The sequence below is a fragment of the Rothia nasimurium genome (assembly GCF_928382285.1).
GTDB classification, from domain to species: Bacteria; Actinomycetota; Actinomycetes; order Actinomycetales; family Micrococcaceae; genus Rothia; species Rothia nasimurium_E.
This window is the reverse complement of the sequence record NZ_CAKMSS010000007.1, coordinates 57,121-80,764: the sequence shown is the minus strand read 5'-3', so window position 1 is coordinate 80,764 and position 23,644 is coordinate 57,121. Positions and strand designations below refer to the sequence as shown.

Annotated in this window: 22 protein-coding genes, 1 tRNA gene and 1 pseudogene; 14 read left to right on the top strand and 10 right to left on the bottom strand. The window is 61.4% G+C overall.

Going from position 1 to position 23,644, the window contains the following annotated elements:
• Window positions 1–148: 148 nt before the first annotated feature.
• The 3 genes from L6758_RS08590 to L6758_RS08580 form a co-directional block, all read right to left on the bottom strand.
• The gene (locus tag L6758_RS08590) at window positions 149–322 is read right to left on the bottom strand and encodes a hypothetical protein (RefSeq protein ID WP_180377850.1); all 174 of its coding nucleotides are present in this window, start codon (window positions 320–322) and stop codon (window positions 149–151) included.
• A 26-nt stretch (window positions 323–348) separates the two neighbouring features.
• Window positions 349–1,830 (bottom strand): multicopper oxidase family protein, encoded by a 1,482-nt coding sequence (locus L6758_RS08585; protein ID WP_237205628.1) that lies wholly within the window; start codon window positions 1,828–1,830, stop codon window positions 349–351.
• 71 nt (window positions 1,831–1,901) lie between these two features.
• Entirely contained in the window at window positions 1,902–2,477 is a 576-nt protein-coding gene (locus L6758_RS08580; RefSeq protein WP_237205627.1) for a CueP family metal-binding protein, read from the bottom strand.
• 404 nt (window positions 2,478–2,881) lie between these two features.
• Here L6758_RS08580 and L6758_RS08575 point away from each other — a divergent pair, with 404 nt between their 5' ends.
• The 5 genes from L6758_RS08575 to L6758_RS08555 all read left to right on the top strand — a co-directional run bounded on the left by L6758_RS08575 (window position 2,882) and on the right by L6758_RS08555 (window position 8,182).
• Window positions 2,882–3,604 (top strand): response regulator transcription factor, encoded by a 723-nt coding sequence (locus tag L6758_RS08575; RefSeq protein WP_237205653.1) that lies wholly within the window; start codon window positions 2,882–2,884, stop codon window positions 3,602–3,604.
• Complete coding sequence (locus tag L6758_RS08570) at window positions 3,601–4,728, top strand: sensor histidine kinase (protein ID WP_237205626.1); 1,128 nt, start codon at window positions 3,601–3,603, stop codon at window positions 4,726–4,728. The genes L6758_RS08575 and L6758_RS08570 overlap by 4 nt, the downstream gene beginning before the upstream one ends.
• A gap of 110 nt (window positions 4,729–4,838) precedes the next feature.
• Window positions 4,839–5,168, top strand: coding sequence for a heavy-metal-associated domain-containing protein (locus L6758_RS08565; RefSeq protein WP_237205625.1), 330 nt, complete (start codon window positions 4,839–4,841; stop codon window positions 5,166–5,168).
• 261 nt (window positions 5,169–5,429) lie between these two features.
• The gene (locus L6758_RS08560; RefSeq protein WP_237205652.1) at window positions 5,430–7,454 is read left to right on the top strand and encodes a copper-translocating P-type ATPase; all 2,025 of its coding nucleotides are present in this window, start codon (window positions 5,430–5,432) and stop codon (window positions 7,452–7,454) included.
• A 47-nt stretch (window positions 7,455–7,501) separates the two neighbouring features.
• Window positions 7,502–8,182, top strand: coding sequence for a DUF305 domain-containing protein (locus L6758_RS08555; RefSeq protein WP_237205624.1), 681 nt, complete (start codon window positions 7,502–7,504; stop codon window positions 8,180–8,182).
• A 194-nt stretch (window positions 8,183–8,376) separates the two neighbouring features.
• On the opposite strand, the pseudogene L6758_RS08550 reads toward L6758_RS08555, so the two are convergent.
• Window positions 8,377–8,886: pseudogene (locus L6758_RS08550) on the bottom strand (recombinase family protein); the annotation flags it as partial.
• Here L6758_RS08550 and L6758_RS08545 point away from each other — a divergent pair.
• The 3 genes from L6758_RS08545 (at window position 8,887) to L6758_RS08535 (ending at window position 10,649) form a co-directional block, all read left to right on the top strand.
• A complete protein-coding gene (locus L6758_RS08545; protein WP_237205623.1) occupies window positions 8,887–9,321 on the top strand; it encodes a helix-turn-helix domain-containing protein in 435 nt (144 codons plus the stop codon).
• A 67-nt stretch (window positions 9,322–9,388) separates the two neighbouring features.
• On the top strand, window positions 9,389–10,045 hold the full coding sequence (locus L6758_RS08540) for a hypothetical protein (RefSeq protein ID WP_237205622.1): 657 nt from the start codon (window positions 9,389–9,391) through the stop codon (window positions 10,043–10,045).
• Window positions 10,032–10,649 carry a class I SAM-dependent methyltransferase gene (locus tag L6758_RS08535; protein WP_237205621.1) on the top strand — a complete coding sequence of 206 codons (618 nt, stop codon included), beginning with the start codon at window positions 10,032–10,034 and terminating at the stop codon, window positions 10,647–10,649. The genes L6758_RS08540 and L6758_RS08535 overlap by 14 nt, the downstream gene beginning before the upstream one ends.
• Window positions 10,650–10,907: 258 nt before the next feature.
• On the opposite strand, the gene L6758_RS08530 is transcribed toward L6758_RS08535, so the two are convergent.
• Window positions 10,908–10,980: transfer RNA gene (locus L6758_RS08530), tRNA-Lys, on the bottom strand.
• 106 nt (window positions 10,981–11,086) lie between these two features.
• Between L6758_RS08530 and L6758_RS08525 the strand changes: the two genes are divergently transcribed.
• The 5 genes from L6758_RS08525 to L6758_RS08505 all read left to right on the top strand — a co-directional run bounded on the left by L6758_RS08525 (window position 11,087) and on the right by L6758_RS08505 (window position 16,191).
• A complete protein-coding gene (locus L6758_RS08525; protein ID WP_237205620.1) occupies window positions 11,087–11,839 on the top strand; it encodes an ABC transporter permease in 753 nt (250 codons plus the stop codon).
• Between the two features lie 39 nt (window positions 11,840–11,878).
• The gene (locus L6758_RS08520; RefSeq protein WP_237205619.1) at window positions 11,879–12,589 is read left to right on the top strand and encodes a hypothetical protein; all 711 of its coding nucleotides are present in this window, start codon (window positions 11,879–11,881) and stop codon (window positions 12,587–12,589) included.
• 350 nt (window positions 12,590–12,939) lie between these two features.
• The gene (locus L6758_RS08515) at window positions 12,940–13,557 is read left to right on the top strand and encodes a DUF47 domain-containing protein (protein WP_237196394.1); all 618 of its coding nucleotides are present in this window, start codon (window positions 12,940–12,942) and stop codon (window positions 13,555–13,557) included.
• The gene (locus L6758_RS08510) at window positions 13,557–14,567 is read left to right on the top strand and encodes an inorganic phosphate transporter (RefSeq protein ID WP_237205618.1); all 1,011 of its coding nucleotides are present in this window, start codon (window positions 13,557–13,559) and stop codon (window positions 14,565–14,567) included. Before L6758_RS08515 ends, L6758_RS08510 begins: the two co-directional genes overlap by 1 nt.
• Before the next feature lie 139 nt (window positions 14,568–14,706).
• Window positions 14,707–16,191: a polysaccharide pyruvyl transferase family protein gene (locus L6758_RS08505; protein WP_237196389.1), complete on the top strand. Its 1,485-nt coding sequence runs from the start codon at window positions 14,707–14,709 to the stop codon at window positions 16,189–16,191.
• A gap of 209 nt (window positions 16,192–16,400) precedes the next feature.
• On the opposite strand, the gene pstB is transcribed toward L6758_RS08505, so the two are convergent.
• The 4 genes from pstB to L6758_RS08485 form a co-directional block, all read right to left on the bottom strand.
• The gene (gene pstB / locus L6758_RS08500) at window positions 16,401–17,180 is read right to left on the bottom strand and encodes a phosphate ABC transporter ATP-binding protein PstB (RefSeq protein WP_135011575.1); all 780 of its coding nucleotides are present in this window, start codon (window positions 17,178–17,180) and stop codon (window positions 16,401–16,403) included.
• A gap of 60 nt (window positions 17,181–17,240) precedes the next feature.
• Window positions 17,241–18,338: a phosphate ABC transporter permease PstA gene (pstA, locus tag L6758_RS08495; RefSeq protein ID WP_237205617.1), complete on the bottom strand. Its 1,098-nt coding sequence runs from the start codon at window positions 18,336–18,338 to the stop codon at window positions 17,241–17,243.
• On the bottom strand, window positions 18,338–19,306 hold the full coding sequence (gene pstC / locus L6758_RS08490) for a phosphate ABC transporter permease subunit PstC (RefSeq protein ID WP_237205616.1): 969 nt from the start codon (window positions 19,304–19,306) through the stop codon (window positions 18,338–18,340). Before pstC ends, pstA begins: the two co-directional genes overlap by 1 nt.
• Window positions 19,307–19,389: 83 nt before the next feature.
• Window positions 19,390–20,499: a phosphate ABC transporter substrate-binding protein PstS gene (locus L6758_RS08485; RefSeq protein ID WP_237205615.1), complete on the bottom strand. Its 1,110-nt coding sequence runs from the start codon at window positions 20,497–20,499 to the stop codon at window positions 19,390–19,392.
• A 217-nt stretch (window positions 20,500–20,716) separates the two neighbouring features.
• Between L6758_RS08485 and L6758_RS08480 the strand changes: the two genes are divergently transcribed.
• Window positions 20,717–22,198 (top strand): FUSC family protein, encoded by a 1,482-nt coding sequence (locus L6758_RS08480; RefSeq protein WP_237205614.1) that lies wholly within the window; start codon window positions 20,717–20,719, stop codon window positions 22,196–22,198.
• On the opposite strand, the gene radA is transcribed toward L6758_RS08480, so the two are convergent.
• On the bottom strand, window positions 22,195–23,598 hold the full coding sequence (gene radA / locus L6758_RS08475) for a DNA repair protein RadA (RefSeq protein WP_237196379.1): 1,404 nt from the start codon (window positions 23,596–23,598) through the stop codon (window positions 22,195–22,197). The genes L6758_RS08480 and radA overlap by 4 nt on opposite strands.
• Between the last annotated feature and the right edge of the window lie 46 nt (window positions 23,599–23,644).

The following is a 23,644-nucleotide window of genomic DNA, read 5'->3' as shown; positions in this document are numbered from 1 at the left end:
TGCAGCAAAAAGAACCCCGCTTGACCTGTTTTACCAAGCCAAGCGGGGTTTTCTTGTGCGCCCTGTGGGGCTCGAACCCACGACCCACGGATTAAAAGTTCCAATCTACAGCCAGGCAGCCCTAGTAACCTTCCTGATTCAAAGAAGCCTAGACAACACCTACAAAGACCCTAACAATCAGACCTGCAGCTGCCGCAGCCAGGATGCCGATCATCAGTAACCCGGTGGGGAAGAAGACGGTTTTCTGGTTATCCCGGAAGACCACAACACCGAGGAAGGTCATCGTGCTGCCCGGTGGGCGGTCTGCAGCAACTCTGCCCACCTGGGCACTCAACCCTGCTGTGGGGGTTACTCGTAGCGAAGCGAGCTGACCATCCCGGCTTCCATGTGATAGGCGTTATGGCAGTGAAATGCCCACTCACCGGGGTTCTCAGCGATCAGGTCGGCGATCATGGTTTCACCCGGGCGGAGAAGGACGGTGTCCTTGCGTAGCCCGCCGCTGCCGGGCAGCGCCCACGTGTGGCCGTGGATGTGCATGGGATGGGGCATCATGGTCCTGTTGCGCATGACCATCCGCAGGCGCTGGCCCTCCTGCACGGTCGCGGAGGAGGATTGGCCGTCGGTGAGAATGCTCCATTCATACGGCATCATCTGACCGCCCAGGTCGATGCTGACTTCTCGGTCTGGTGTGCCCTCGGGCAAGAGTGCACGGTCTGCTGGCTTCAGGGAGGACAGAAGCAGTCCGGTGGACGACAACTCGGGGAAGTCGACATCGGGGCGGGGGGCCTGACCGCCGGCGGTGCGGATGACAGCGAAGGCGCGGTCGTCCTTACCCACCGCCAAAGCCGTGAGCGGGAAGACACCGTCGCCGAGGATGACCTCGACGTCGACACGCTCGCCCATGGACAGATAGATCGATTCGGTCTCCCAGGGCTGGACAGGGAAGCCGTCGGTGTGGGTGACGGTCATGCGGTGACCACCGAGGGCCACCTTGAAGATGGTGTCACCGCCGGAGTTGATAAACCGCAGGCGGGCCTTGTCGCCCGGGCGAGCCTTGAAGGTCCGGTGAGCACGGGGGATACGTCCGTTGATGAGGTAGTGCGGATACATCACATCACCGGCATCCCCGCCAAGTACCTGATCCGGGGTGCCGTGCATCATCTGGTCGTGACCTCCCATTCCCATTCCCCCGTTATGGTCGCCCGAACCCATTCCGGTGAGCTTGTCGAGCTCATCGTCGGGAGTGCCCTGAATGCCATCGACCCAGTCGTCGAGCACGATGGTCCACTCGACGTCCTGGTCCTCAGCGTCTTGCGGGTCACGGATAATCAGTGGGGCGTGGAGGCCGCGATCAAGCTGCAGGCCGGTGTGGGAATGGTAGAAGTAGGTGCCACCGTGGGGGACTTCAAAAACATAGGAGAAAGACTCGCCAGGTTCAATGGGGTTCTGAGTCATGCCGGGCACACCGTCGGCTGCGTTGTGGAGTGCGATGCCATGCCAGTGGATGGAGGTACTCTCAGGCAGTTCATTGGTGATATCGACCTGGAGGACGTCGCCAGCGGTGGCCTCAATGGCCGCATCCCCGGTGTCAGAGACGTACCCCCATGTCTTGGCTTCGATGCCGCCGATATCCAGGGAGAGGGGCCGGGCGGTCAGTGTCCGGCGCACCGTCGGCTCACCGAGCGCAGTGGGGGTGGGAATGGGGCGAAGGGAGGGACCTGATCCCGAGGCAGCGGGTCCAGGGGCGCTGGTGCAGGCGGTCAGGGCCCCGGTGCCGGCGAGGACGAGCCCGCCGAGCAGAAACTGTCGTCGGGAAGACGCGTTTGTCATGATTTAACCTTTCTTGGTGCAAGATTTCAGTGATACGGGAGACAGGCGCAGGTGAGGACCCTGCTGAGCCATCACGTCAGGCGCAGGTCTGTGACACAGGTGGCACCGTCGTCGGTGGTGGAAAACTCCGTGGTGCCGGTAAGCCCCTGGTAGCTGACCTCAATCAGGCCGGTGGTATCATCAGGAAGCCAGAAGCCAATAAACCCATTGTCGAAGGTGGTTGTCGCCTCGTCCACCAGCACCTCACCGGTCGCCTCATCGGTGATCGTGACCTGGATGTCCTCATTGTCGAGTTCCCCCAGGCAGGTTGTGAGGCTGTGGTAGAAGCAGTCGTGGGTGGAGGTGAGATAGGGTGCGATCGAGACATACGTCTGATTGTCGGGAAGATCGACCACGACTTCCTGGTCATCGCCCGAGAGCAGCAGTTCATCGGCACGCACTGAGGCAATCAGATCCGTGGGACGCTCAGTGACCTTCTGCCGGTCGAGGTGATCAATGATCTCCACCGCGTCCATGTCGGCCAGGCCATGGGTAGTCAGGAATGTATCCTGGGACACTGTCCCGTCGGCGGTGGGTTCCGGGTCGGCGGCCGAACACCCCGTGAGGGCGAGGGCAAGGGCGGCGGCTGCGATCGCTGCTCGTTTCACGTCAATCTCCTTGGATCGTGGTAAGACCGTGAGAAGACACCGTCTCAAGGTCGATGCCATACCTTATGTCTAACACGGGTGCCTGACGGCCTAGAAATCAAAAACCCTGCTCACAGCACTATGACAGGGCGAAAAGGGGGTGAATTCGGTGGGCTGGGTCACCACCGGGTCACCACCCCACAGCCGTGGGCGATGTCCTTCTACCCGCCCCGGGTATGCGGTGCAGGCAGTGAAATCCCTGGTGGCGCCTGCTGAACCGGCCAGTGGAGGGGATGCCGCCGGCCCGGGGTGGGGCACAGGGGTGACGGCGGTCGAAGGGTGATGTTTGAAGATTTGATGAAGATTTCCCCGCCGGGCACTGAGCGAGGTTGGTATTCCCCCTGGCCGGAGCGATACTGGGGTCTATGGCTGACTACACACCGACCACCGCCACGCCCCCGGGGCGGGTGCTGGTCGTCGATGATGAACAACCCCTGGCTCAGATGGTGGCCTCCTACCTCATCCGGGCCGGCTTCGATACCCGCCAGGCGCACACCGGCACCCAGGCCTTGGACGAGGCCCGTCGCTTTTCCCCCGATGTTGTGGTGCTGGATCTGGGGCTACCCGAACTCGACGGCCTGGAGGTGTGCCGACGGATTCGCACCTTCTCGGACTGCTACATCCTCATGCTCACCGCGCGTGGCAGCGAGGACGACAAGATCAGCGGTTTGACCCTGGGGGCGGATGACTACATCACCAAACCTTTTAGCATCCGGGAACTGGTGACCCGGGTGCATGCGGTGCTGCGCCGCCCGCGCACCAGCACCACCCCACCGCAGGTGACCACCCCCTTGATCGTTGGTGACCTCATCCTTGACCCCGTCGCCCATCAGGTGCGGGTGGGGGAGACGACCGTGGAGCTCACCCGCACGGAGTTCGAGCTGCTGGTTGCCCTGGCTCTGCGCCCCGGCCAGGTGCTGACCCGCCACGATCTGGTCACCGAGGTCTGGGACACCACCTGGGTCGGTGATGAACGCATCGTCGATGTCCACATCGGCAACTTGCGTCGCAAGCTCGGCACCGACACCCGGGGCCGGGGGTTTATCGACACCGTGCGTGGCGTGGGCTACCGGGTGGGACAGCCATGAATCACGGACCCGGCCTGACCTTCCGCTTCCTGGCCGCCCAGGTGTTGGTCGTGGTGATTAGTCTGCTGGTGGCTGCGGCCGTGGCCACGATGGTGGGCCCGACCCTGTTCCATGATCATATGTTGATGACCGACCAGGAGGACCCCTCGCTGGAGTTGTTCCATGCCGAGCAGGCCTACCGGGACGCCAGCCTGATCACCCTGGCCGTCGCCCTGCCCACCGCCTTGATTAGCGCCCTGCTGGCCAGCCTGTGGTTGTCGTGTCGCCTGCGCACCCCCCTGCAGAATCTCACCCGCGCCGCTACCAGCCTGACGGCCGGCAACTACCGTATCCGCGTGCCCGCCGGAGAAGCAGGCCCCGAGGTCACCACCCTGGCGCATGCCTTCAACACCATGGCCGACCGGCTGGAACACACCGAACAGGTCCGCCGCCAGATGCTCTCTGATCTAGCCCACGAAATGGGCACCCCCTTATCGGTGCTCACGGTCTACCTCGATGGCCTCCAGGACGGGGTTGTGGACTGGAATAATGCCACCCACACGATCATGGCTGATCAACTCGCCCGCCTGACCCGGTTGATGGAAGACATCGACGATGTCTCCCGGGCCCAGGAACACCGGATCGATTTGGACCTGGCGGAGGAAGGGCTCGGGGATCTGCTCCATACCGCCGCTGCTGCCGCGGGGGAAGCTTATGCTGACAAAGGCGTCGATTTACAGGTCGAGACCATTACGGACACCGCCCGGGTGCTCGTGGACCGGCAACGCTTCGGCCAGGTGATGAGCAATCTCCTGTCGAACGCGCTACGGCACACCCCGGCCGGCGGGCAGGTCCGGATCAGCGTCCACCGACAGGAGGCATCCACCGCGCTCATCCACGTCGCCGATGACGGCGAGGGCATCCCACCTGGCCAGCTCGGACACATCTTCGAACGCTTCTACCGGGGGGATGCCGCCCGTAGCCGGGACAACGGCGGGGCCGGTATCGGTCTGACCATCTCCAAGGCATTGATCGAGGCCCACGGCGGCACTCTCACCGCCACCTCCCCCGGACCCGGTCGCGGAGCGGTGTTTACCCTCCTCCTCCCGCTGTCCCCTCCCGACAGTGAGGAGGCTGCTCGGTGACCGTACCCTGCCCCGCGTGAGGGCCGTGCCCCCCCTTCCAAATATACCCCCCTGGGGTATATGCTAGAGGGTAGCATCGTCGCATCCCGCCAACCCGTAGGAGCTTTCCCATGACGACCACCTCCCCGCCCCGCCTCTTGCCGATGGCCTCCCACGGCTGCAGCTGTTGCGAGCCTGCCTCACGTACCGGCACCGCCTCCACCCCTGCCGCCAACGACTCGTCAGCAGGAGGGTCCTCCCCTAGCTACCAGGTCACCGGTCTGACCTGCGGGCACTGCGCGAAAAGCGTGATCCAGGCCCTTCAGGCTCTTCCCCAGGTCGACGACGTCCAGGTTGATCTCGCTACTGGTGGTGTTTCCACCGTCACGGTCACCGGTGTCGTACCTCCGGAGATGGTTCGCCGGGCCATCGAGGAGGCTGGCTACGCCGTCTTATCCTGATCAGTTTTACCAATCACCTCAGCCCCGACCGGGTTGAGCGGAAGGAACCTAATGAGCACTCCCCACCATTCCGGTAATCACCATGGTGATCACCCCGCTCCGGAAACAGACCACACCCGCCACCCGGATTATGCCAGCCACGAGCACCACGCAGATGCTGACACCCATGGCCAGGCGATGCCCTACGATCACCCGCACTCCGTCCTGGACGAAGACCACCACGTTCATGGTCACGGCGAACACGCCGGGCACAGTACCGCAATGTTTCGTGACCGCTTCTGGTGGTCACTGATTCTGTCCATTCCCGTCGTTATTTTCAGCCCCATGGTCGCCCACCTGCTCGGCTACCACCTCCCGGCATTCCCCGGATCCACCTGGATCCCCCCGGTACTGGGTACGATTATCTTCGTCTACGGCGGAACGCCTTTCCTCAAGGGCGGATGGACGGAACTGAAATCCCGCCAACCCGGGATGATGCTCCTGATTGCCATGGCCATCACCGTGGCGTTTGTCGCCTCCTGGGTCACCACTCTGGGGCTGGGCGGTTTTGACATGGACTTCTGGTGGGAGCTGGCCCTGCTGGTGACCATCATGCTGCTGGGCCACTGGCTGGAGATGCGCGCTCTCGGGGCCGCGTCCTCCGCGCTTGACGCGCTGGCTGCCCTGCTGCCGGATGAGGCCGAGAAAGTCATCGACGGGACCACCCGCACCGTAGCCATCTCCGAGCTGGTCGTCGACGACGTCGTGCTGGTGAGGGCCGGTGCCCGGGTGCCGGCCGACGGAACCATCCTCGACGGAGCCGCCGAATTCGATGAGGCGATGATCACCGGCGAATCCCGCCCCGTCTTCCGCGACACCGGTGACAAGGTGGTTGCCGGTACCGTGGCCACCGACAACTCCGTCCGCATCCGTGTGGAGGCTACCGGCGGGGACACCGCCCTGGCCGGGATCCAACGCATGGTTGCCGACGCCCAGGAGTCCTCCTCCCGGGCCCAGGCCCTGGCGGATCGGGCGGCGGCGTTGTTGTTCTGGTTCGCGCTGATCTCCGCTCTGATCACCGCGGTGGTGTGGACCATCATCGGCAGCCCGGACGATGCCGTGGTGCGCACGGTCACGGTGCTGGTCATCGCCTGTCCGCACGCCCTGGGCCTGGCGATTCCGCTGGTCATTGCGATCTCCAGCGAGCGGGCCGCGAAATCCGGGGTGCTCATCAAGGACCGGATGGCGCTCGAGCGGATGCGCACCATCGACGTGGTGCTCTTCGACAAAACCGGCACCCTGACCGAGGGTGCGCACGCGGTCACCGGTGTCGCGGCAGCTGTCGGCGTTACCGAGGGCGAGCTGCTGGCCCTGGCTGCCGCCGCGGAGGCCGACAGCGAGCACCCCGTGGCCCGCGCCATCGTGGCGGCCGCGGCCGCCCATCCCGAGGCCTCCCGTCGGCAAATCCGTGCAACTGGTTTCAGCGCCGCCTCCGGCCGGGGGGTCCGGGCCACTGTCGATGGCGCTGAGATTCGCGTGGGCGGGCCGAACATGCTGCGCGAGTTCAACCTCACTACCCCGGCCGAGCTCACCGATACCACCAGCGCCTGGACCGGGCGTGGGGCCGGTGTGCTCCATATTGTCCGCGACGGTCAGATCATCGGTGCGGTGGCCGTCGAGGACAAGATCCGCCCCGAATCCCGCGCCGCCGTGAAAGCCCTGCAGGACCGCGGGGTGAAGGTCGCGATGATCACCGGTGACGCGCAGCAGGTGGCCCAGGCGGTTGGCCAGGACCTGGGGATCGATGAGGTCTTCGCCGAGGTCCTGCCCCAGGACAAGGACACCAAGGTCACCCAGTTACAGGAGCGTGGCCTGAGCGTGGCCATGGTCGGCGACGGTGTCAACGACGCCCCGGCCCTGGCCCGCGCCGAGGTCGGCATCGCTATCGGGGCCGGCACGGATGTGGCGATGGAATCCGCCGGAGTGGTCCTGGCCAGTGACGATCCCCGGGCAGTGTTGTCAATGATTGAGCTCTCGCGGGCCAGCTACCGCAAGATGATCCAGAACCTGATCTGGGCCTCTGGTTACAACATCCTCGCCGTGCCGCTGGCCGCCGGAGTGCTCGCCTCGATCGGGTTCGTGCTGTCCCCGGCCGTGGGCGCGATCTTGATGTCTGCCTCGACCATCGTGGTGGCCCTGAACGCCCAGCTGTTGCGCCGGATTGATCTGGACCCGGCCCACCTGGCTCCCACCAGTCCGAAGGAGGAACACACCACGCCTACTCCGGCATCCACTGCCGTCCACTGATTCACCACTTCTCTCCACTGCCCCATATGACACTGAAAGGCTCCACCATGAAGCGCACCCTTGTTCTTTCCACTCTCGCCGTGGCCTCCACCCTGGCGCTGGCCGCCTGCGGTGAGGCCACCGACGCCACCACCGACACCACCACCTCTGCCACCAGCACTGCAACGACTACACCTGAGACGACCGAGACCACCACGGCGACGACTGAGGCGGACGGGGAGATCTCCGCCGATCACAACGACGCGGACATCATGTTTGCCCAGATGATGATCCCCCATCACCAGCAGGCCGTGGAGATGAGTGAGATGCTCCTGGCCAAGGAGGGTATCCCCGCCCAGGTCGTGGAGTTTGCCCAGGGGGTTATTGACGCCCAGGGACCGGAGATTGACCGGATGAACGCCATGCTCGAGGCCTGGGACCAGCAGCCGGTCACCAACTCTGGTGGCATGGATCATGGCAAGATGAGTGGCATGGATCACGGCGAGATGGGTGGCATGAGCGGGATGATGAGCCAGGAGGACATGACAGCCCTTGAGGAAGCCCAAGGCACCGAGGCTGCCCGCCTCTACCTGGAGCAGATGACCACCCACCACGAAGGTGCGGTCGACATGGCCCGTGACGAGGTTGCTGACGGCCAGAATCCCCATGCGATCACCCTGGCCGAACAAGTTATCAGCGACCAGGAGGCCGAGATCGCCCAGATGCAGCAGATGCTCACTGGCCTATGACAGGTGCCCGTCTTTTTCTGATCCCGAGGACAGGAATCTGAAAAAGAGGGATAACCGTGACGATTGCCACCTGCTGCGGGCGATGGGTCGTTGTCACCGCAGCAGGTGCACCGGGGTGGATGTTTCTTCTCCCTCTGGTCGCACCACTGAAGAAAGGGGTAAGCTCCTGTGTCCAGACCCTTGGAGGACTAGGACTATAAAGAAGAATCCGCGTCTTTGATTCTTCGGTAAAGCGTCGCACGGGACATCCCCATATCCTTGGCAACTTGGGTTGCAGGTTCGCCGGCTTGGATGAGTTTGAATGCGGCGCGGATTTGGGATTCAGTGAAGGTGGAGCGTCGGCCACCGAGGTCGCCGCCGGTGGTGCGGCGTTTGGTGACGGAGTCGGTGATGCGTTCGCGTTTAATCTCTAGTTCCATTTGGGCCAGGGCTGCCATGACGGTGAAGACCATGGCGCCCATGGGTGTTTTAGTATCCACATCACCCCCACCCAGGTTGAGCACGCGCAATCCGATATTTCGTTCGCGTAGTTCCTCGGCCAGTGCGAGCATTTTCTGGGTGGAGCGCCCGAGCCTGTCCAAAGTGGTGATCACGAACGTATCACCCGGATGCAGTGCGGTCAGTGCTTTGTCCAAGCCGGGTCGTTTGGCCAGTGCGCCGGAGAGACCATGGTCGGTGTAGAGGTCATCGCGCCGTAGGGAGGCATGATGCCTAAGACATGGACAAGTGGCCCTGTTTCTGAATTTGAACTAGCTGTTGCAGGGGAGGTAAAGGCCTGGATGGGAAGACGTGGACTAAGTGCCCGTCAACTGGCAGACAAAATAGGCATGGCCCACTCTGCTTTGTCAAAGAGACTTCGAGGAGTAAGCGCGTTTACCATCAACGACTTAGGTGTGATTGCGGCACATATGGGAATCACCCTCGGACAGCTTCTTGGTCCTGTAGTTGATGCACCTCTCACCGGTGAAGATACAGAAAACCCCGCTCCGGTATCGCCGGAACGGGGTGAATCTGATGAAGATGTGCGCCCTGTGGGGCTCGAACCCACGACCCACGGATTAAAAGTTTTCGCCTTGGTTGCCTCCAGAAACCTGAACAGGGATTCACTGCGCATGCTGGTTACTTTGATAAAACAGTAACCCCGGCGATGTGCAAAGAGCAGGGATCGTTCCGGGGTTTTCACTCTTCAGTGTAATACTAGGAACCATGGGAGACAAGCAGGTATCAACAACAGACTTAGAGGTATGGTTCTCTGAGCCTCGACTTCATAAATACAGGATGTACCGGAGCCCTGAACAGGCCTACCAGTGGAACGCTCACATCACTAAGGAACTCCTTGTTGATATCGGCCACTTTGAGATTCTCCTGAGAAATGCAGTAGATAGAGCCCTCAACCACCATGAAAGATACGGCACACACTGGTTTCAAAACCCTGCTCTACCTCTGAGTACTCAAGCCAAGAAAAGCGTAGACAAGGCAGTAGAACGCGCTACGAGACGTGGCGCCAAGCCCCTAGAGGCTGGTCGGGTCATTGCAGAGCTACCCTTTGATTTCTGGAGATACCTGTTCTCCAAGTACTACCAAGCAACGGTCTGGCCAAAGTTTGGTGCTTGCCTTTCGAGAAAGGTTAGCAGAGTCGAGTTTGAGCGCCATCTTAACTTTGTGTATATCAACCGCAATCGTTTTTCCCACCATGAGCCAGTCATCAAGGGAAGCTACGAGGAAGATGTGGCATACGTACAGAGCTTACGAACTTCTATCCATTTCTTAGCATCGCTCATCTCCGACCGTGCTGCTCTATGGATTGAGCAGAACTCATCCGTCAATGAAGGGGTAAGGAAGCATCCAGATGCCAACCCATGAAAGCCACGTACAAACTATCTCTGCCTACTCTGAGCAGGCGCAAGAGTACTCCACGGTCTTAGGGCATCTCAAAGCTACGAAGGAGCCTGACCGCAAGCTGATCAGCTCTTGGTCCAGCTCCGTAGCAGGAAGCATACTTGATCTTGGGTGCGGGCCTGGGCACTGGACAAACTATATCGCTTCGTTGGGCAAGAGCGTAAAAGGAATTGATCCTACTCCCCGTTTCATTGAAATCGCCTCTGCAAAGTTTCCCCATGAGCAGTTTGGGGTGGGAACAATTGCAGATGAGAGGGGACATGAATACGGCGGCATTCTTGCTTGGTACTCGCTCATACATTGTTCCCCTGACGAACTCCTACAGGAACTTAAAGGTATTTGGTCAGCTCTTTCTGAAGGCAGTACCCTTCTGCTTGGATATTTTCGGGGAAGCTCCCTGGAAGCCTTTAACCACGCAATTGCCCCAGCCTGGTACTGGCCGGATAGTTTTATTACCGAGATTCTTAAACAGGCAGGGTTCCAAATCCTTTATCAAGAGCATCGAGCTGATCTGAATGTTCGTCCTCATGGCGCAATAGTTGCCGCTAAAACAGAAACAAGTCTGTGAAACGTACAAGTGAGGTCCCCCAACAAGAATAAGCTTATACCTACTCATCACCGAGTTTCCCCGAGTGGCCGCTTTGTACCGAAAATCAGAGAAAACGGTATAAAAATAGCCACTCGGCAAATCTGCGCACCTGGATATACACCCAGCATGTTTTAGAACCTGCTTTTCTGCCTGTAGCCCTGTCAAACGATGGCTTCAGGAAAAATAAAACCCCGCCAGTTCCTTGTAAACATAGGGAACCAACGGGGCTATACGATGTGCGCCCTGTGGGGCTCGAACCCACGACCCACGGATTAAAAGTCCGATGCTCTACCAACTGAGCTAAAGGCGCATCCACTGAGTAAACTCAGCGCCTTCCACTATACACCCCGTGACGCAAAGCTCCAAAAACCCGGCCGCGGCAAGCGTCCGCCCCATTACCGTGCTCTAATAGCTGTGTGAACGCACTCCTGCACAGCCCCCTCACCCACTACGCCCTTGCCCTACTGCTCTTCGTTGGCCTCACCACAGCCCTGCTTGCCACCCAGAAGATCCAGCTCCGCTGGCAGCCCTATATCTCGATTCTGCGGGCCTGCCTACAGCTTGCCGTCATTGCCCTCCTACTACAGGGCATCCTGGCCGCCCCCTGGGCTCTGGTGCTCTTCATCGCCCTGATGCTCACCACCGCCACCATCACCTCCGGCAAGCACAGCAAACAGCTCCACCGGGGCCTGGCAGCAACCGCGCTATCCATCACCCTAGGTGCCCTCCTTGCTGTCCTGCTGATCTTCGCCCTCGGCTTGGTGCCCTACTCCACCCAAAACCTGGTAGCGGTTGCTGGCATCATCATTCGCGGAACCATGACCATCACGACCCTCACAGCACGCAACTTCACCACCCTCACAGCTGCCCGCCAGGGGGAGATTGAGGCCTGGCTAGCCCTGGGAGCTACCTCCCCGGTCGCCTTCCGCGACATCACCAAAGCCGCCATTACCGAGGCCCTTACCCCAGGGCTCGACCAGACCCGCGCCACCGGCCTCGTCACCCTGCCCGGAACTTTCGTCGGCGCCCTCATGGGAGGAGCCTCTCCCCTGCTCGCCGCCCAGCTCCAAATCGCCGTCCTGGCAGGCCAAACCCTGGCAGGAACCATTGCGGCCTTGCTCCTGACCAGCATTATCACCCGCACCCGAGTTTTACCTCTCAGCGCATAGCCTTTCGCTGAGCACCTCGGCAGTTCTACACTGGTAGGCATGCCTTCTGACGCCCGCTTCCACCGCCCCGTCCGCCTCTCTACCGAAAAGTTTGAACGCTACCAGGGGGCTGACAGCCCAGAAGACCTCGCAACTGCCGCCCAGGCGTCCGCCCGCGCCCTACTAGCCCGCGGACGCGCCAACGAAGACCCCTCAGTCACCAAACGCCTGGTGCACTACACCGACGAATTCGGCATAGAAGCCGTCGCCGAACTCTGGTCGCGGGCTGCCCCCGTGACCATCGCCGGCGCCCTCTGGCGCATCTACGCCCTGCGCGGCGTCATTCGCGCCAACTCCCAGCTCATGAGCCACTACTACGAGCGCGGCATGCACTCCAGCTACCTGGCGCAAGCTCTGGCGGGGGTTCCGTCGCCTCCCACCGCCGACGAAATCTGTGCCACCGTCGACGCTATCTTGGCCGGCGCCTACACCGGTGACTTCGACGTGGCTCTCAACCGCTTTGCGGCTTTCTGCCGGGTGCTGGCTCTAGGACAGGACGACGTCGCCCTAGAACTGAGGCACGGCCAGCGGGTCTCGCCCCGGGACTGGCACCCCGATGATGGGTTCGAACTCCGCCGCCCCTCAGCCGAGGTGCGCGACGAGGCCGCTGGGAGGGCCGTCCGCCTGCGCTCAGCTGCCCGCAGACTCACCGGTACCGCCCGGGAACTGGAGGAAGCCGCTCTGCGTTGGCGGGCAGGAACCCTGGACTAGCGCCTTCAGGTAAACCTCCCTGACAAGTAAAACTAGCGGGAACACTGTACGGGGTTGACAGGAACCGGTGAACAGGAGAATGATGGATACCAAGATGTCAGGCTGCTAATAGGTAGCCCCGGGCTCCAAATCTTTAGCCGCTTCGAGCGGCCTTCCGCCGAGAGGCGCTCCCAGCCTGACATCGCTAAACTTCATATCGCTGTGCCGGGCTCCGCTTCTCTTTCCGTGAGGCAGGTAGCCCGGCACTTGCGTCCGCACCGGGGATTTTACCGAGCTCTCCCCCGTTAACCTTGGCGCGGTACCATAAGCTCAGCACCTGCCCACCCGCCCACATCCAGGAGAGCTGGCCCATGCTCCAACGTATGTTCCCCCAAGAGAACACCTCGCTGACCGCCCTAGCTACGCTCTCAGAGCAGGTCACCGGAGCAGCCGCCCTGCTCTCAGAGATGGTGGGATCTCCCGAAGACCGCTACCCAGAGCTCCTTGAACGCACCCTCACCCACGAAGCTGCAACCCTCGACATGCTGCACACCACCATGACCGCTGTGCGCAGCTCCTTCTCAACTCCTATCCCCCGCGAAGACATCTACACCCTGGCTGTCTCACTCAACAACGTGGTTGAAAAGCTGACCTCAGCCGCCAACATTCTGCACCTCTACCACATCGTGCGGTTCTCACCCAAGGCAGCGACCCTGCTCGACCTCATCCAGCGCCAGGCAGTGCTGACCACCGAAATCATCCCCAAACTCAGCACCCTGCGCGACCTGGACGACTACTGGATTACTATGCTCCGCATCGCCAAGCAGGCCGTACGCATAGCTGAAGAATACGACGCCGATATTCAGGACCGCTACAAGCAGACCCGCTATCTGCAGACCACCCAGTTCGTGCGTAAGCTCATCGAAGCATCAGAAGCTATGCGCACCGTCGCCACCGAAATCGGCCGCATTATCGTGCAGGAGTCCTAGTGACTCTTGCCCTGTTTACCCTCGGCTGCCTAGCGCTCATCGCCTTCACCTTCGTCACAGGCTTTCGAGACGCCCCCAACGCCACCGCCATACCCGTGAAAACCAGGGCCCTCACCCCCAAAATCGCCCTGCGCACCAGCGCCCTCTTTAACGCTGTCGGCATGGCCATGACCGGCATCATGCTGGGCTCCGTCACCACCCACTGGCTGACCGTACCCCACAACGACACCGGCCTGGGGCTCATTCTTACCGCTCTCATCTCAGCTATTATCTGGGGCATTATTACCTGGTGGTTCCGTATTCCGTCCTCATCCACCCACGCCCTCATCGGGGGTCTTGCGGGCGCTGCCTGGGCAGCCCGCGCTACCGACCTTGGTGCTTTCAATCCTTTCTCTGAGCCCCTTGCCACCTTCCTCTTCGTACCCCTCGTGCTGGCCCCCATCGTCCTCTTCGTTCTGGCCTGGGCGGCAGTTTTCCCCTTCTACGGTCTGCTCCAACGCTCCTACCCCTCCACCGTCAACCGCTTCTCCCGCAGCGTGCTGTCCCTCGCCAACTCGCTGATCTCCCTCATCCACGGAATTCAAACAGGGCAACGAGCCGTCGTCATCTACGCCGTCTTGTTGCTCTCCGCCGGACTCGAAGTACACCCCACCACCTACATCATCTCCGCCCTCTTCCTTGCTATGGTGCTGGGCTTCGGCACCGCCCGGGGCAGCTCCCGCATCGGCTATACTTTCGCACACCAGATGGTCAAGGTCGACCCCTTCCGTGGGGCCGTTGCACAAAGCTCAACCGCGCTGGCCATGGTGCTTCTACAGTTCTTCCTCAACACCCCGGTCTCGTCCTCCCACCTCGCTGCTTCAGCAGTACTCGGCTCAGGAGTAAACCAGCGTTTTGCCGCCGTGCGCCACAAAATCGTGCTCCGCATTATCCTGACCTGGTTTATCACCATGCCAGCCTGTTTTCTGCTCGCCGCTGTTCTCTTCCTGGCACTCTCCCCCCTGCTGTAGCGCTCCCACCCCAAACAATGCGAGACTAGACTGTATATAAGAAACCACTCGCACCACCTCAAAGCTGCCCACCAGGCACGGGCACATCGGAGCGCTCCCCCGTAGCGCACCCACGCTTTGTGAAAGGAAACCGCTAATCATGCCTCGCATTCTTGTGCTCGCAGACCTAGGGCAGTCTGTGTACCACGTTGGCGACGAAGCTATGGGCATCGCAACCGCCGCTGAGCTGACCCGCCGCGGCTACGAAGTCTATATCGCTACCCGCTCTGTTGAGAACTCCCAGGCCTACATCGGCACCGCTACCGGCTATATCAAGACTCTCGATTTCCCGGTTCCCCCTGCCGAACGCGAAATTTTCTTGGGCCAGGTCAAACAGCACCTGGGAGGCCACCCCGCCGCTGAAAATATCACCACCTTTGTACGCCAGGTAGCCGACATGGACGGCATCGTGATCGCCGGTGGGGGCAATATGAACTCAGCAACCGGGCACCTACTCTATGAACGTGCCGCCTACGCTATGGTCGCTCAAGCTCATGAGATTCCCCTGGTGATTTCTGGCCAGTCGGTGGGGCCGGTGCTTACAGAGGCCGATGCCGACACCCTGCGCGACATGCTTTCTTCTGCCCAGCTTGTGGGTATGCGGGAAAAGTCCTCCTATACCTGGGCTACCCAGCAGGGCGTTCAAGCCCACCTGATTGTGGATGACGCCACCTTCTACCAGCATCAGAAGCGCTCCCTACCGGGCCGTCCGGTCGTTGATCTGCCCGAACACTACATTTGCGCTACTTTCTCGGGTCTTGCCCCGGGGCAGGCCCGGGTCATCGGTCAGCTGCTTGACGATATGCACCGCGAATACGGCCTCCGCACCGTTTTCCTACCCCATATGGGTGAGCCCCTCACCGATCAGGGAGACGTAGCGGTCCACGCTGAGATCGCCTCACACATGTTCTCTCACCCCGTGCAGCTGCCCATGGTGCACACGGACGACGCCGTGCAGGTTCACCGCGGTGCCTTCATCGCGGTCTCTACCCGCTACCATCCCGGCGTCTTCTCCCTGTCAGCAGGTGTTCCCTTTGTAGCCCTATTACCCGATGCCTTCACCGATATGCGGGTACGCGGCATGATGGAGCAGTACGGGGCTGAAAACTACGCTATCCCTCTGGCTTTGCTCAACTCTGATGCACCTGCCGAGGCCCTGCACGAGGTCATTCAGCTCCGCAATGAGCTCTCTGAAACCTTGCTAGCACGGGCTGAGCAGCTCCGCGGCTTCTCCGCCAGCTGGTGGGACGCCGCCTCCCACGTCCTCCTGCACGGGGCAGGGCAGGCGGCCCCCGCCGTCCGCGAACTGGGCAACACCCCCACCATCTTTACCGGTGAGTGGAACATAACCAACCTGCTCGTGCGCGACGATATCGCAGATATTTCGCTGGCTGCTGCCCGTGCCAGCGCAGAGACCGACAGGGCCCTCTCCTGGGACTACCAGCGTCTACTCCAGCGCGACCGGGCCCAGGCTCGAGCCGACGAGCTAGAGCGTCGTAACGCCGAGTTAGCTGACTCCCTCATCGAAGCCGAAGAAAACGCCACCCTGCGCGGCTGGATGCGCCGCAAGATGCGCGGCGAATAGCCACGCACCGGCAGACAAAATGCACCCCGATATAAGCCGGGGTGCCACACGAAAAAGCCGCCCGACCCCGTCCTTTCCAGCAGCGAAAGGAGTTAGGGGCCGGGCGGCACACACATTCCCATGGTGTTCCCTCCCCCGCGCAGCTACGGCTACGGGGTGAGGGAAGTTTTGTTATGCCCGCTTAGAGCGGGCGATAGCGGGGCGCTAGCTTAGCCGAAGCGGCCAGAGACATAGTCTTCGGTGGCCTTCTGGCTGGGGTTGTTGAAGATTTCCTGGGTGGGGGCGTACTCGATGAGCTTGCCGGGTTTGCCGGTGCCCGCAATGTTGAAGAAGGCGGTCTTGTCTGAGACACGGGCTGCCTGCTGCATATTGTGGGTCACGATGACCACGGTGAAGTTTTCCTTGAGCTCGTTGATGAGGTCCTCAACGGCCAGTGTTGAGATGGGATCGAGAGCGGAGCAGGGCTCGTCCATGAGAATCACGTCGGGCTTAACCGCGATGGAACGGGCGATGCACAGACGCTGCTGCTGGCCACCGGAGAGGCCGGAGCCGGGCTTGTCGAGGCGGTCCTTGACCTCGTTCCAGAGGTTAGCACCGCGCAGGGAGGATTCGACCAGCTCGTCCGCGTCGGTCTTGGAGATTTTGCGGTTGTTGAGCTTCACACCCGCTAGCACGTTCTCGCGGATGGACATGGTGGGGAAAGGGTTGGGGCGCTGGAAGACCATACCAATCTGGGAGCGGACCACCACGGGGTCAACGCCCTTACCGTAGAGGTTTTCGCCGTCGAGCAGTACCTTACCTTCAACGCGGGCGCCGGGGATTACCTCGTGCATGCGGTTGAGGGTGCGCAGGAAGGTTGACTTGCCGCAACCTGAGGGGCCGATGAAGGCGGTGACGGTGCGGGGTTCAATTTCCATGGAGATGTCTTCTACCGCGAGGAAGTCGCCGTAGTACACGTTCAGGTTTTCAACGTCGATGCGCTTTGACATGGAGTTTCCTTTTTCTAAAAGTCTTGGGGCCGGGTAAAGCTCATAGGCTTTTCGTGGGTCTTATCGGCCGGTCTTGGGGGCGAAGATCTTGGCGATAGTACGGGCAATGAGGTTCAGTACCATCACGATGATGATCAAGATGAGCGCAGCGGCCCAGGCGCGGGTCTCGGAGACGGACGCGGCGGTGGGGCTGGTGGGCGTCATGATCTGGTAGTAGATGTAGGTGGGCAGGGTTGCCATCCAGCCGCTGAAGGCGCTCCAGTTGATGGAGGTGACGAAGCCTGCGGTCACCAGGATGGGGGCAGTTTCGCCGATGACGCGGGCGATAGCCAGGGTTACGCCCGATGCGATGCCCGAGATAGCGGTGGGGATAACGACCTTCATGATGGTACGCCACTTACGGACGCCCAGGGCGTAGGACGCCTCGCGCAGTTCGTTGGGCACGATACGCAGCATTTCTTCGGCGTTACGCACCACGGTAGGAATCATGAGGACAGACAGGGCCACAGCTGCTACCAGGCCCATACGGTTCATGGGGTTACCTGATACCAGGGCGAAGAAGGAGGCCGCGAAGAGGCCCGCCACAATGGAGGGGATGCCGGTCATGACGTCCACGAAGAAGGTGATGGCTTTGGAGAGCCACTTGCCCTGGCCGTATTCCACCAGGTAGATAGCGGTGAGCAGGCCGATGGGTACCGAGATGACGGTGGCCAGCAGGGTAATTTCGAGGGTACCGATGATGGCGTGATAGATACCGCCGAATACGGGGCCTTCGCCTGCAGCGGCGGCGTTATCGTGTACGCCGGTGACGCCCTTCATGGAGGTGCTCAGGAAGTTACCTGACAGGCCGGGGATACCCTTGGCGAGTACGGTGTAGAGCACCGAGACCAGGGGGATGAGGGCGATGAGGAAGGTGCCGTAGACCAGGTAGCGGGCGAAGGCGTCCTGGCCCTTGCGCTTGCCTTCGAAGGAGGTGACGGCCAGGGGGCCGGCAATCACGAAGATGATGCCTGCAAAGAGGGCGAAGGTTGCGATAGAGAAGCCGGTGAGGGCACTGGCGGCGGCGCCCAGAATCAGGGAGCCTGCGCCGACGGCCAGGGGCAGCCACTTGGGGGCCTGGCGGCTGGCGAAGCGGGATGAGGTGGTAGCTACAGACATTAGTTAGCTCCTGAGAAGTCCTTGTAGCGGGCCACGATCATGCGGGCCAGGATGTTGACGATGAGGGTGATGACGAAGAGCACCAGGCCGGCTGCAATCAGCTCTGACATGCGCAGACCGTAGGCCTCGGGGAAGTTGAGGGCGATCTCTGAGGCGAAGGTCTGGTTCCCGGACTTGATGATGGAGGCGGTCAGCGGGCCGGACGCCAGTACCAGGGTCACTGCCATGGTTTCACCGAGGGCACGCCCCAGGGCCAGCATGACGGAGGAAATGATGCCGGTGCGGGCGAAGGGGAAGACGGTCATGCGAATCATCTCCCAGCGAGTGGCACCCAGACCCAGGGCTGCTTCTTCCTGCAGAGTGGGAGTCTGGATGAAGATTTCGCGGCACATAGAGGTGATGATGGGCAGAATCATGATGCCCAGGACGATGCCCGCGGTCAGGATGGTCTTACCGGTCTGTGAGGCGGGGCCTTCGAAGATAGGGATGAAGCCCAGGTAGGTGGCGAGCCAGTCGTAGAAGGGCACGATTTTGGGGGCCAGTACCGAAGCGCCCCAGGCACCGAAGATAACGGAAGGGATAGCGGCCAGCAGGTCAATCACGTAGCCGATACCCTTAGCCAGCTTGCGAGGGGCGTAGTGGGAGATGAACAGAGCCACGCCGATGCCGATAGGGGTTGCCAGGAGCAGGGCAATGGTCGAGGCAATGAGGGTGCCGATAGTCAGCGGGATGATGTACTGAATGAAGCTGCCGCTGGTGAGGTCTGCTGGGTCTGCGGTGAAAACCGGCAGGGCCTGGGCGACCAGGAAGATAGCGACAGCTGCCAGGACAATAAGAATAAGGACGCCGGCGCCGAGGGAGATACCCGAGAAGATTTTATCTGCCGCCGGGTTTCCTACATCGGGAAGGTCCTTGGTTTTCGCGCGGGCGCTGCTGGTGCCCGGCTGCGGTGCTGCTGTGGTTGACATGGGAATGTGAAACCTTTGTCGTTTTGACGCGGGTCAAGGTGCGACCGGGTCGGAGACCTGGCCGCACCTTGATGAACGCGGTGTTACTGGGTAACGGTGATGGATTCGATAGCCTTCTGGGCGTCAGCGGTCAGTGCGCTGGTCAAGGGCGCTGAGTGGGCCGCGTCAGCGGCGTCCTTCTGGCCCTGCTCGGAGACTACGTAGTTCTCGTAGGCCTTGACCAGGGTGACGTCGTCTTCTGAGGAGTAGCCGGAGCAGACGATGTGGTAGGAGACCAGCACAACGGGGTAGGCGGTGGAGTCCTCGGGGGTGCGGTTGATGTTGATTGCCATGTCGTTCTCGTTCATGCCGCCGACGCGCTCTGAGAGTTCAACGGTCTTGGCAGCGGCATCTGCTGAGAGTTCAACGTAGGAGTCGCCCACCTTGACGTTGACCTTGCCCAGGTTGCCGATGGCTGAGGCGTCCGCGTAGGTGATAGCACCCTCGGTGGATGAGGTGGTGGAGACAACGCCGGAGGTGCCCTTGTTGGATTCACCGGCGTACTGGGAGGGCCAGTTGCCGTCTGCTTCTACGTCCCAGGCACCGTTAGAGGCGGCAGCCAGGTATTCGGTGAAGTTCTGGGTGGTGCCGGAGTCATCTGAGCGGTGGACAACGGTGATCTTGGTGTCGGGCAGGGTAACGCCTTCGTTCTGTGAGGCGATAGCTGCATCGTTCCAGGTGGTGATTTCGCCCTTGAAGATCTTGGCAATGGTTTCGCCGTCCAGGTTCAGGGATAAGACGCCCGGCAGGTTGAAGGCTACAGCTACGGGGGAGATGTAGACGGGGATGTTGATGGCGCCGCCGTCGCCGCATACCTCCTTGGACTGTTCCCATTCCTCAGCCTTGAGAGCGCGGTCTGAGCCGGCGAACTTAGCGCCACCAGCGAGCAGGGCCTCGCGGCCTGCACCGGAGCCGTCCGGTGAGTACTGTACGGTGCCGCCCAGGTTAGCGAAACCGGTTTCCCAAGCGGTGATTGCTGCCTGCTGGGATGAGGCGCCGACGCCGGTCAGGGGGGTGGAGGGCAGGGAAGCTGCGCTGGAACCTGCGTCTGAGGAGGTGGCAGTGCCGGTTGCGTTGTCTGAACCGCAAGCGGTGAATGCGAGTGCGCCTACAGCTGCAAGTGAGCCCCAACGAGCAAGTGACTTAGCCTTCACAGGTGATTTCCTTTGAGTTTGTGTGCCCTACCCTGTCTCGTGTGAGAACTGTGTGAGACGGTGAGTAGGAAGGGAACGGTGTCTAACGCATCTGACTTTAGGAGCGTTAGGTAGCAGGTGGGCTAGCAGTGGGTGAACGGTGGGTGAACAGGGGGCGCACAGTTAGGGTTAAGGACGCCGGCGGTCGGGTTGAGGCCGCGGGTTTAGAATGGTGGGTATGGGTTTTGGTCAGCAGGTTAAAAGTTTAAAGAAGCGAGCTCAGGATCATAGTCGCCTGGGCTGGCAGCGTATGAAGGACGGCTTTTTCCAGTCTCTTCAGATTGTGGTCTCGGGTATCGGGGCCTATCTTTTTGCGGAGAAGGTGCTGGGGCATACCGAACCGATTTTTGCGGCAACCGCTGCCATTGTTTCTCTGGGTTATATCACCGGCGCTACCCACGCCCGCCGCATCCTTGAGGTGTCGTTTGGTGTGACCCTGGGTATCTTGATGGGTGACATGATGATGCTGGCCCTGGGTCGGGGCATCTGGCAGGCAGGGCTTGTGATGTTCCTGTCTATTATGCTGGCCCGTTTTTTGGATAACGGTATTATTTTCACGATTCAGATGGGTCTGCAGTCCTGCCTGGTGGTCTTGCTCCCGCCGAATGTTGACGGGCCTTTTGCCCGAAGCCTAGACGGTATTGTCGGTGGCCTGTGCGCTTTCTTGCTCATGTTCCTCTTCCCTAAAGACCCGCGTCGCATCCCGCGTGAGAATGCCCGCACGATGATGGGGGCTTTTGCTGCGGTCTTCCGCGATGCCGGTGAGGCGATGGAGCACTACGACGGCAAGGAGGCCTGGCATGCCCTGGCGTCCGCCCGTCGTCTACAGCCTCTCTATAACACCTGTGAGAAGGACATTATTACCTCAAAGGGCATGGCCCAGCTGGCCTGGACTGGCCGGTCTCATATGAAGGAACTCGACCGTTACTCACAGGCTCTGAGCAAGATTGACTACGCTATCCGCAACACCCGGGTGCTTAACCGCCGACTCGCTTCAACCATCAATAACGTGCATATTTCGCAAGAGGCTATCACCTCTATCGCTGAGGCGCTCAAGAGTATTGGTGACGCGGTGGAGGCGCTGGGTGAGGGTATGTCTGCCCCCGATGCGGACGTCCGTACCGAGCGGAAGATGAAGGCCCGCCGTGATCTCTCACATCTGGCTGGTCGCCTGGAGCCGCACATGATGGGTGTGCGCACCATGGAGGCTGAGGCCCTGGTGCTGATGCTCCGCCCTCTGGTGGTCGACCTTTTGGAGGCTTCGGGCCTGACCCACCAGCAGGCGGTCGATATGCTGGTGCCCCTGGGTGATTCCATGACGGAGCACGCCCCCACCACTACGATGCTCCCGGTGCAGGCTGATGCGGACGCCGGTGGTCAGCAGGGTTCCCAACGGCAGCGGGTGGAGCAGAAGCACCGGGACGATACCCGTCAGCTCACCACGGTTCTTCGCGCAAAAGACCGCGCCCCCATTCGGGAGATTCGCGAAGCCTCGGTACGCGACCCCCGCAGTATGCCTGCCGTACCGCCTGCGGGAACCGGGGCGGACGCGTCCGCCCAGATGCTCGACAGCGCCGCTAGGGTTGAGAAGCAGCAGGCCCTGAACACAGCCCAGCTGACCGTAATCGAGCAGAACCTCAAGAAGGAGAAGGGCGACTAGCCCTGGCCGGGGAAGAGCAGGGCCAGAGCCTCCCCCAGTGAGGCGACCTCGCGTACCGACACCCCGGCGGGTACATCACCCACACCGGCCGGTGAGGCAGGCACAATCACGTGGGTAAAGCCCAGCCTCCCGACCTCGGCGATACGCTGGCGGATGCCGGGAACAGCTCGTACCTCACCCGCGAGACCGACTTCGCCAAAGACCGCCAGCTTGCGGGGCAGGGGCTTATCTTGGGCGGCGGAGGCCAGGGCGATGACGCAGGCCAGGTCGGCGGACGGCTCAGAAATCTTAGCCCCGCCCACCGTTGAGATATAGCAGTCTAGCTTGCCCACGTTGAACCCGGCCCGCTTCTGGAGCACAGCCAGCAGCATAGATATACGAGAGCTGTCGAGGCCGCTGGTGGTTCTTCGGGGCTGCGGGGTGGCACTGGTGTCGAGCAGAGCCTGAACCTCGGCGAGCAGGGGGCGGCGGCCCTCCATGGTGACGGTAACGCAGGTGCCCGAGACCGGGTGCGGGGTGCGGGAGACAAAGAGGCCCGAAGGGTCGGTGACGGGGGCGATGCCGTCCTCGTGCATATCGAAACAGCCCACCTCGTCGGTGGGGCCAAAGCGGTTCTTGATAGCCCGCAGCATACGGATAGGGGTGTGTTTATCGCCCTCGAACTGGCAGACCACATCGACCAGGTGCTCCAGCAGGCGGGGGCCAGCGATAGTGCCCTCCTTGGTCACGTGGCCCACTAACAGGGTGCACATATTGCGGCGTTTAGCGGCAGCAATCAGCGAGGCGGCCACCTCTCGCACCTGGGTGACGCCACCGGCGCTCCCCTCGACCTCGGATGAGGCCAGGGTCTGTACCGAGTCCACAATCAGTAGGTCGGGGTTGACCTGTTCGATATGGGCCAGGGCGGTGCCGAGATCGGTTTCGCTGGTCAGGTAGAGGGTATCGGCCAGAGCCCCGATGCGGTCGGCGCGGAGCTTGACCTGGGCGGCTGATTCTTCGCCGGTCACATACAGGACGTTGTGGGGCTTTCCCGTTGACTCGCCGCGGGCAAAGGTAGCGGCTACATCGAGCAGCAGGGTGGATTTGCCGACGCCGGGTTCACCGGCCATAAGAATTACTGCCCCCGGCACCAGACCGCCGCCTAAGACACGGTCGAACTCCGGGTTGCAGGTGCTCATGTACTGGGCCACGGTGGAATCAACCCGCCCAATGGGCTGGGCGGGCGCCTGCACGCTCGATGCCACGGTGGTTTTCGCGGCAACCGGCCCGACAGCTTCTTCTACGGTGCCCCAGGACTGACATTCGCCGCAACGCCCCACCCATTTAGCGGTGGTCCAACCGCATTCGGTGCAGCGGTAGGCGTTAGCGGAGCGTGAGCGGGTTGTTTTACGGGTAGCCATATCAACAGCATAAGGCCGGTGGCTGACACTTTAAGCGCTGCCAGCT

Bases quoted from the DNA above. Each gene is read 5' to 3' on its own strand.
- L6758_RS08565 (WP_237205625.1), top strand. From the start codon at position 4,839: ATGACGACCACCTCCCCGCCCCGCCTCTTGCCGATGGCCTCCCACGGC.
- L6758_RS08505 (WP_237196389.1), top strand. From the start codon at position 14,707: ATGCCTCGCATTCTTGTGCTCGCAGACCTAGGGCAGTCTGTGTACCAC.
- L6758_RS08585 (WP_237205628.1), bottom strand. From the start codon at position 1,830: ATGACAAACGCGTCTTCCCGACGACAGTTTCTGCTCGGCGGGCTCGTC.
- L6758_RS08515 (WP_237196394.1), top strand. From the start codon at position 12,940: ATGCTCCAACGTATGTTCCCCCAAGAGAACACCTCGCTGACCGCCCTA.
- L6758_RS08540 (WP_237205622.1), top strand. From the start codon at position 9,389: ATGGGAGACAAGCAGGTATCAACAACAGACTTAGAGGTATGGTTCTCT.
- L6758_RS08480 (WP_237205614.1), top strand. From the start codon at position 20,717: ATGGGTTTTGGTCAGCAGGTTAAAAGTTTAAAGAAGCGAGCTCAGGAT.
- L6758_RS08560 (WP_237205652.1), top strand. From the start codon at position 5,430: ATGTTTCGTGACCGCTTCTGGTGGTCACTGATTCTGTCCATTCCCGTC.
- pstA (WP_237205617.1), bottom strand. From the start codon at position 18,338: ATGTCTGTAGCTACCACCTCATCCCGCTTCGCCAGCCGCCAGGCCCCC.
- L6758_RS08570 (WP_237205626.1), top strand. From the start codon at position 3,601: ATGAATCACGGACCCGGCCTGACCTTCCGCTTCCTGGCCGCCCAGGTG.
- L6758_RS08555 (WP_237205624.1), top strand. From the start codon at position 7,502: ATGAAGCGCACCCTTGTTCTTTCCACTCTCGCCGTGGCCTCCACCCTG.
- pstB (WP_135011575.1), bottom strand. From the start codon at position 17,180: ATGTCAAAGCGCATCGACGTTGAAAACCTGAACGTGTACTACGGCGAC.
- L6758_RS08535 (WP_237205621.1), top strand. From the start codon at position 10,032: ATGCCAACCCATGAAAGCCACGTACAAACTATCTCTGCCTACTCTGAG.
- radA (WP_237196379.1), bottom strand. From the start codon at position 23,598: ATGGCTACCCGTAAAACAACCCGCTCACGCTCCGCTAACGCCTACCGC.
- L6758_RS08520 (WP_237205619.1), top strand. From the start codon at position 11,879: ATGCCTTCTGACGCCCGCTTCCACCGCCCCGTCCGCCTCTCTACCGAA.
- L6758_RS08545 (WP_237205623.1), top strand. From the start codon at position 8,887: ATGATGCCTAAGACATGGACAAGTGGCCCTGTTTCTGAATTTGAACTA.
- L6758_RS08575 (WP_237205653.1), top strand. From the start codon at position 2,882: ATGGCTGACTACACACCGACCACCGCCACGCCCCCGGGGCGGGTGCTG.
- pstC (WP_237205616.1), bottom strand. From the start codon at position 19,306: ATGTCAACCACAGCAGCACCGCAGCCGGGCACCAGCAGCGCCCGCGCG.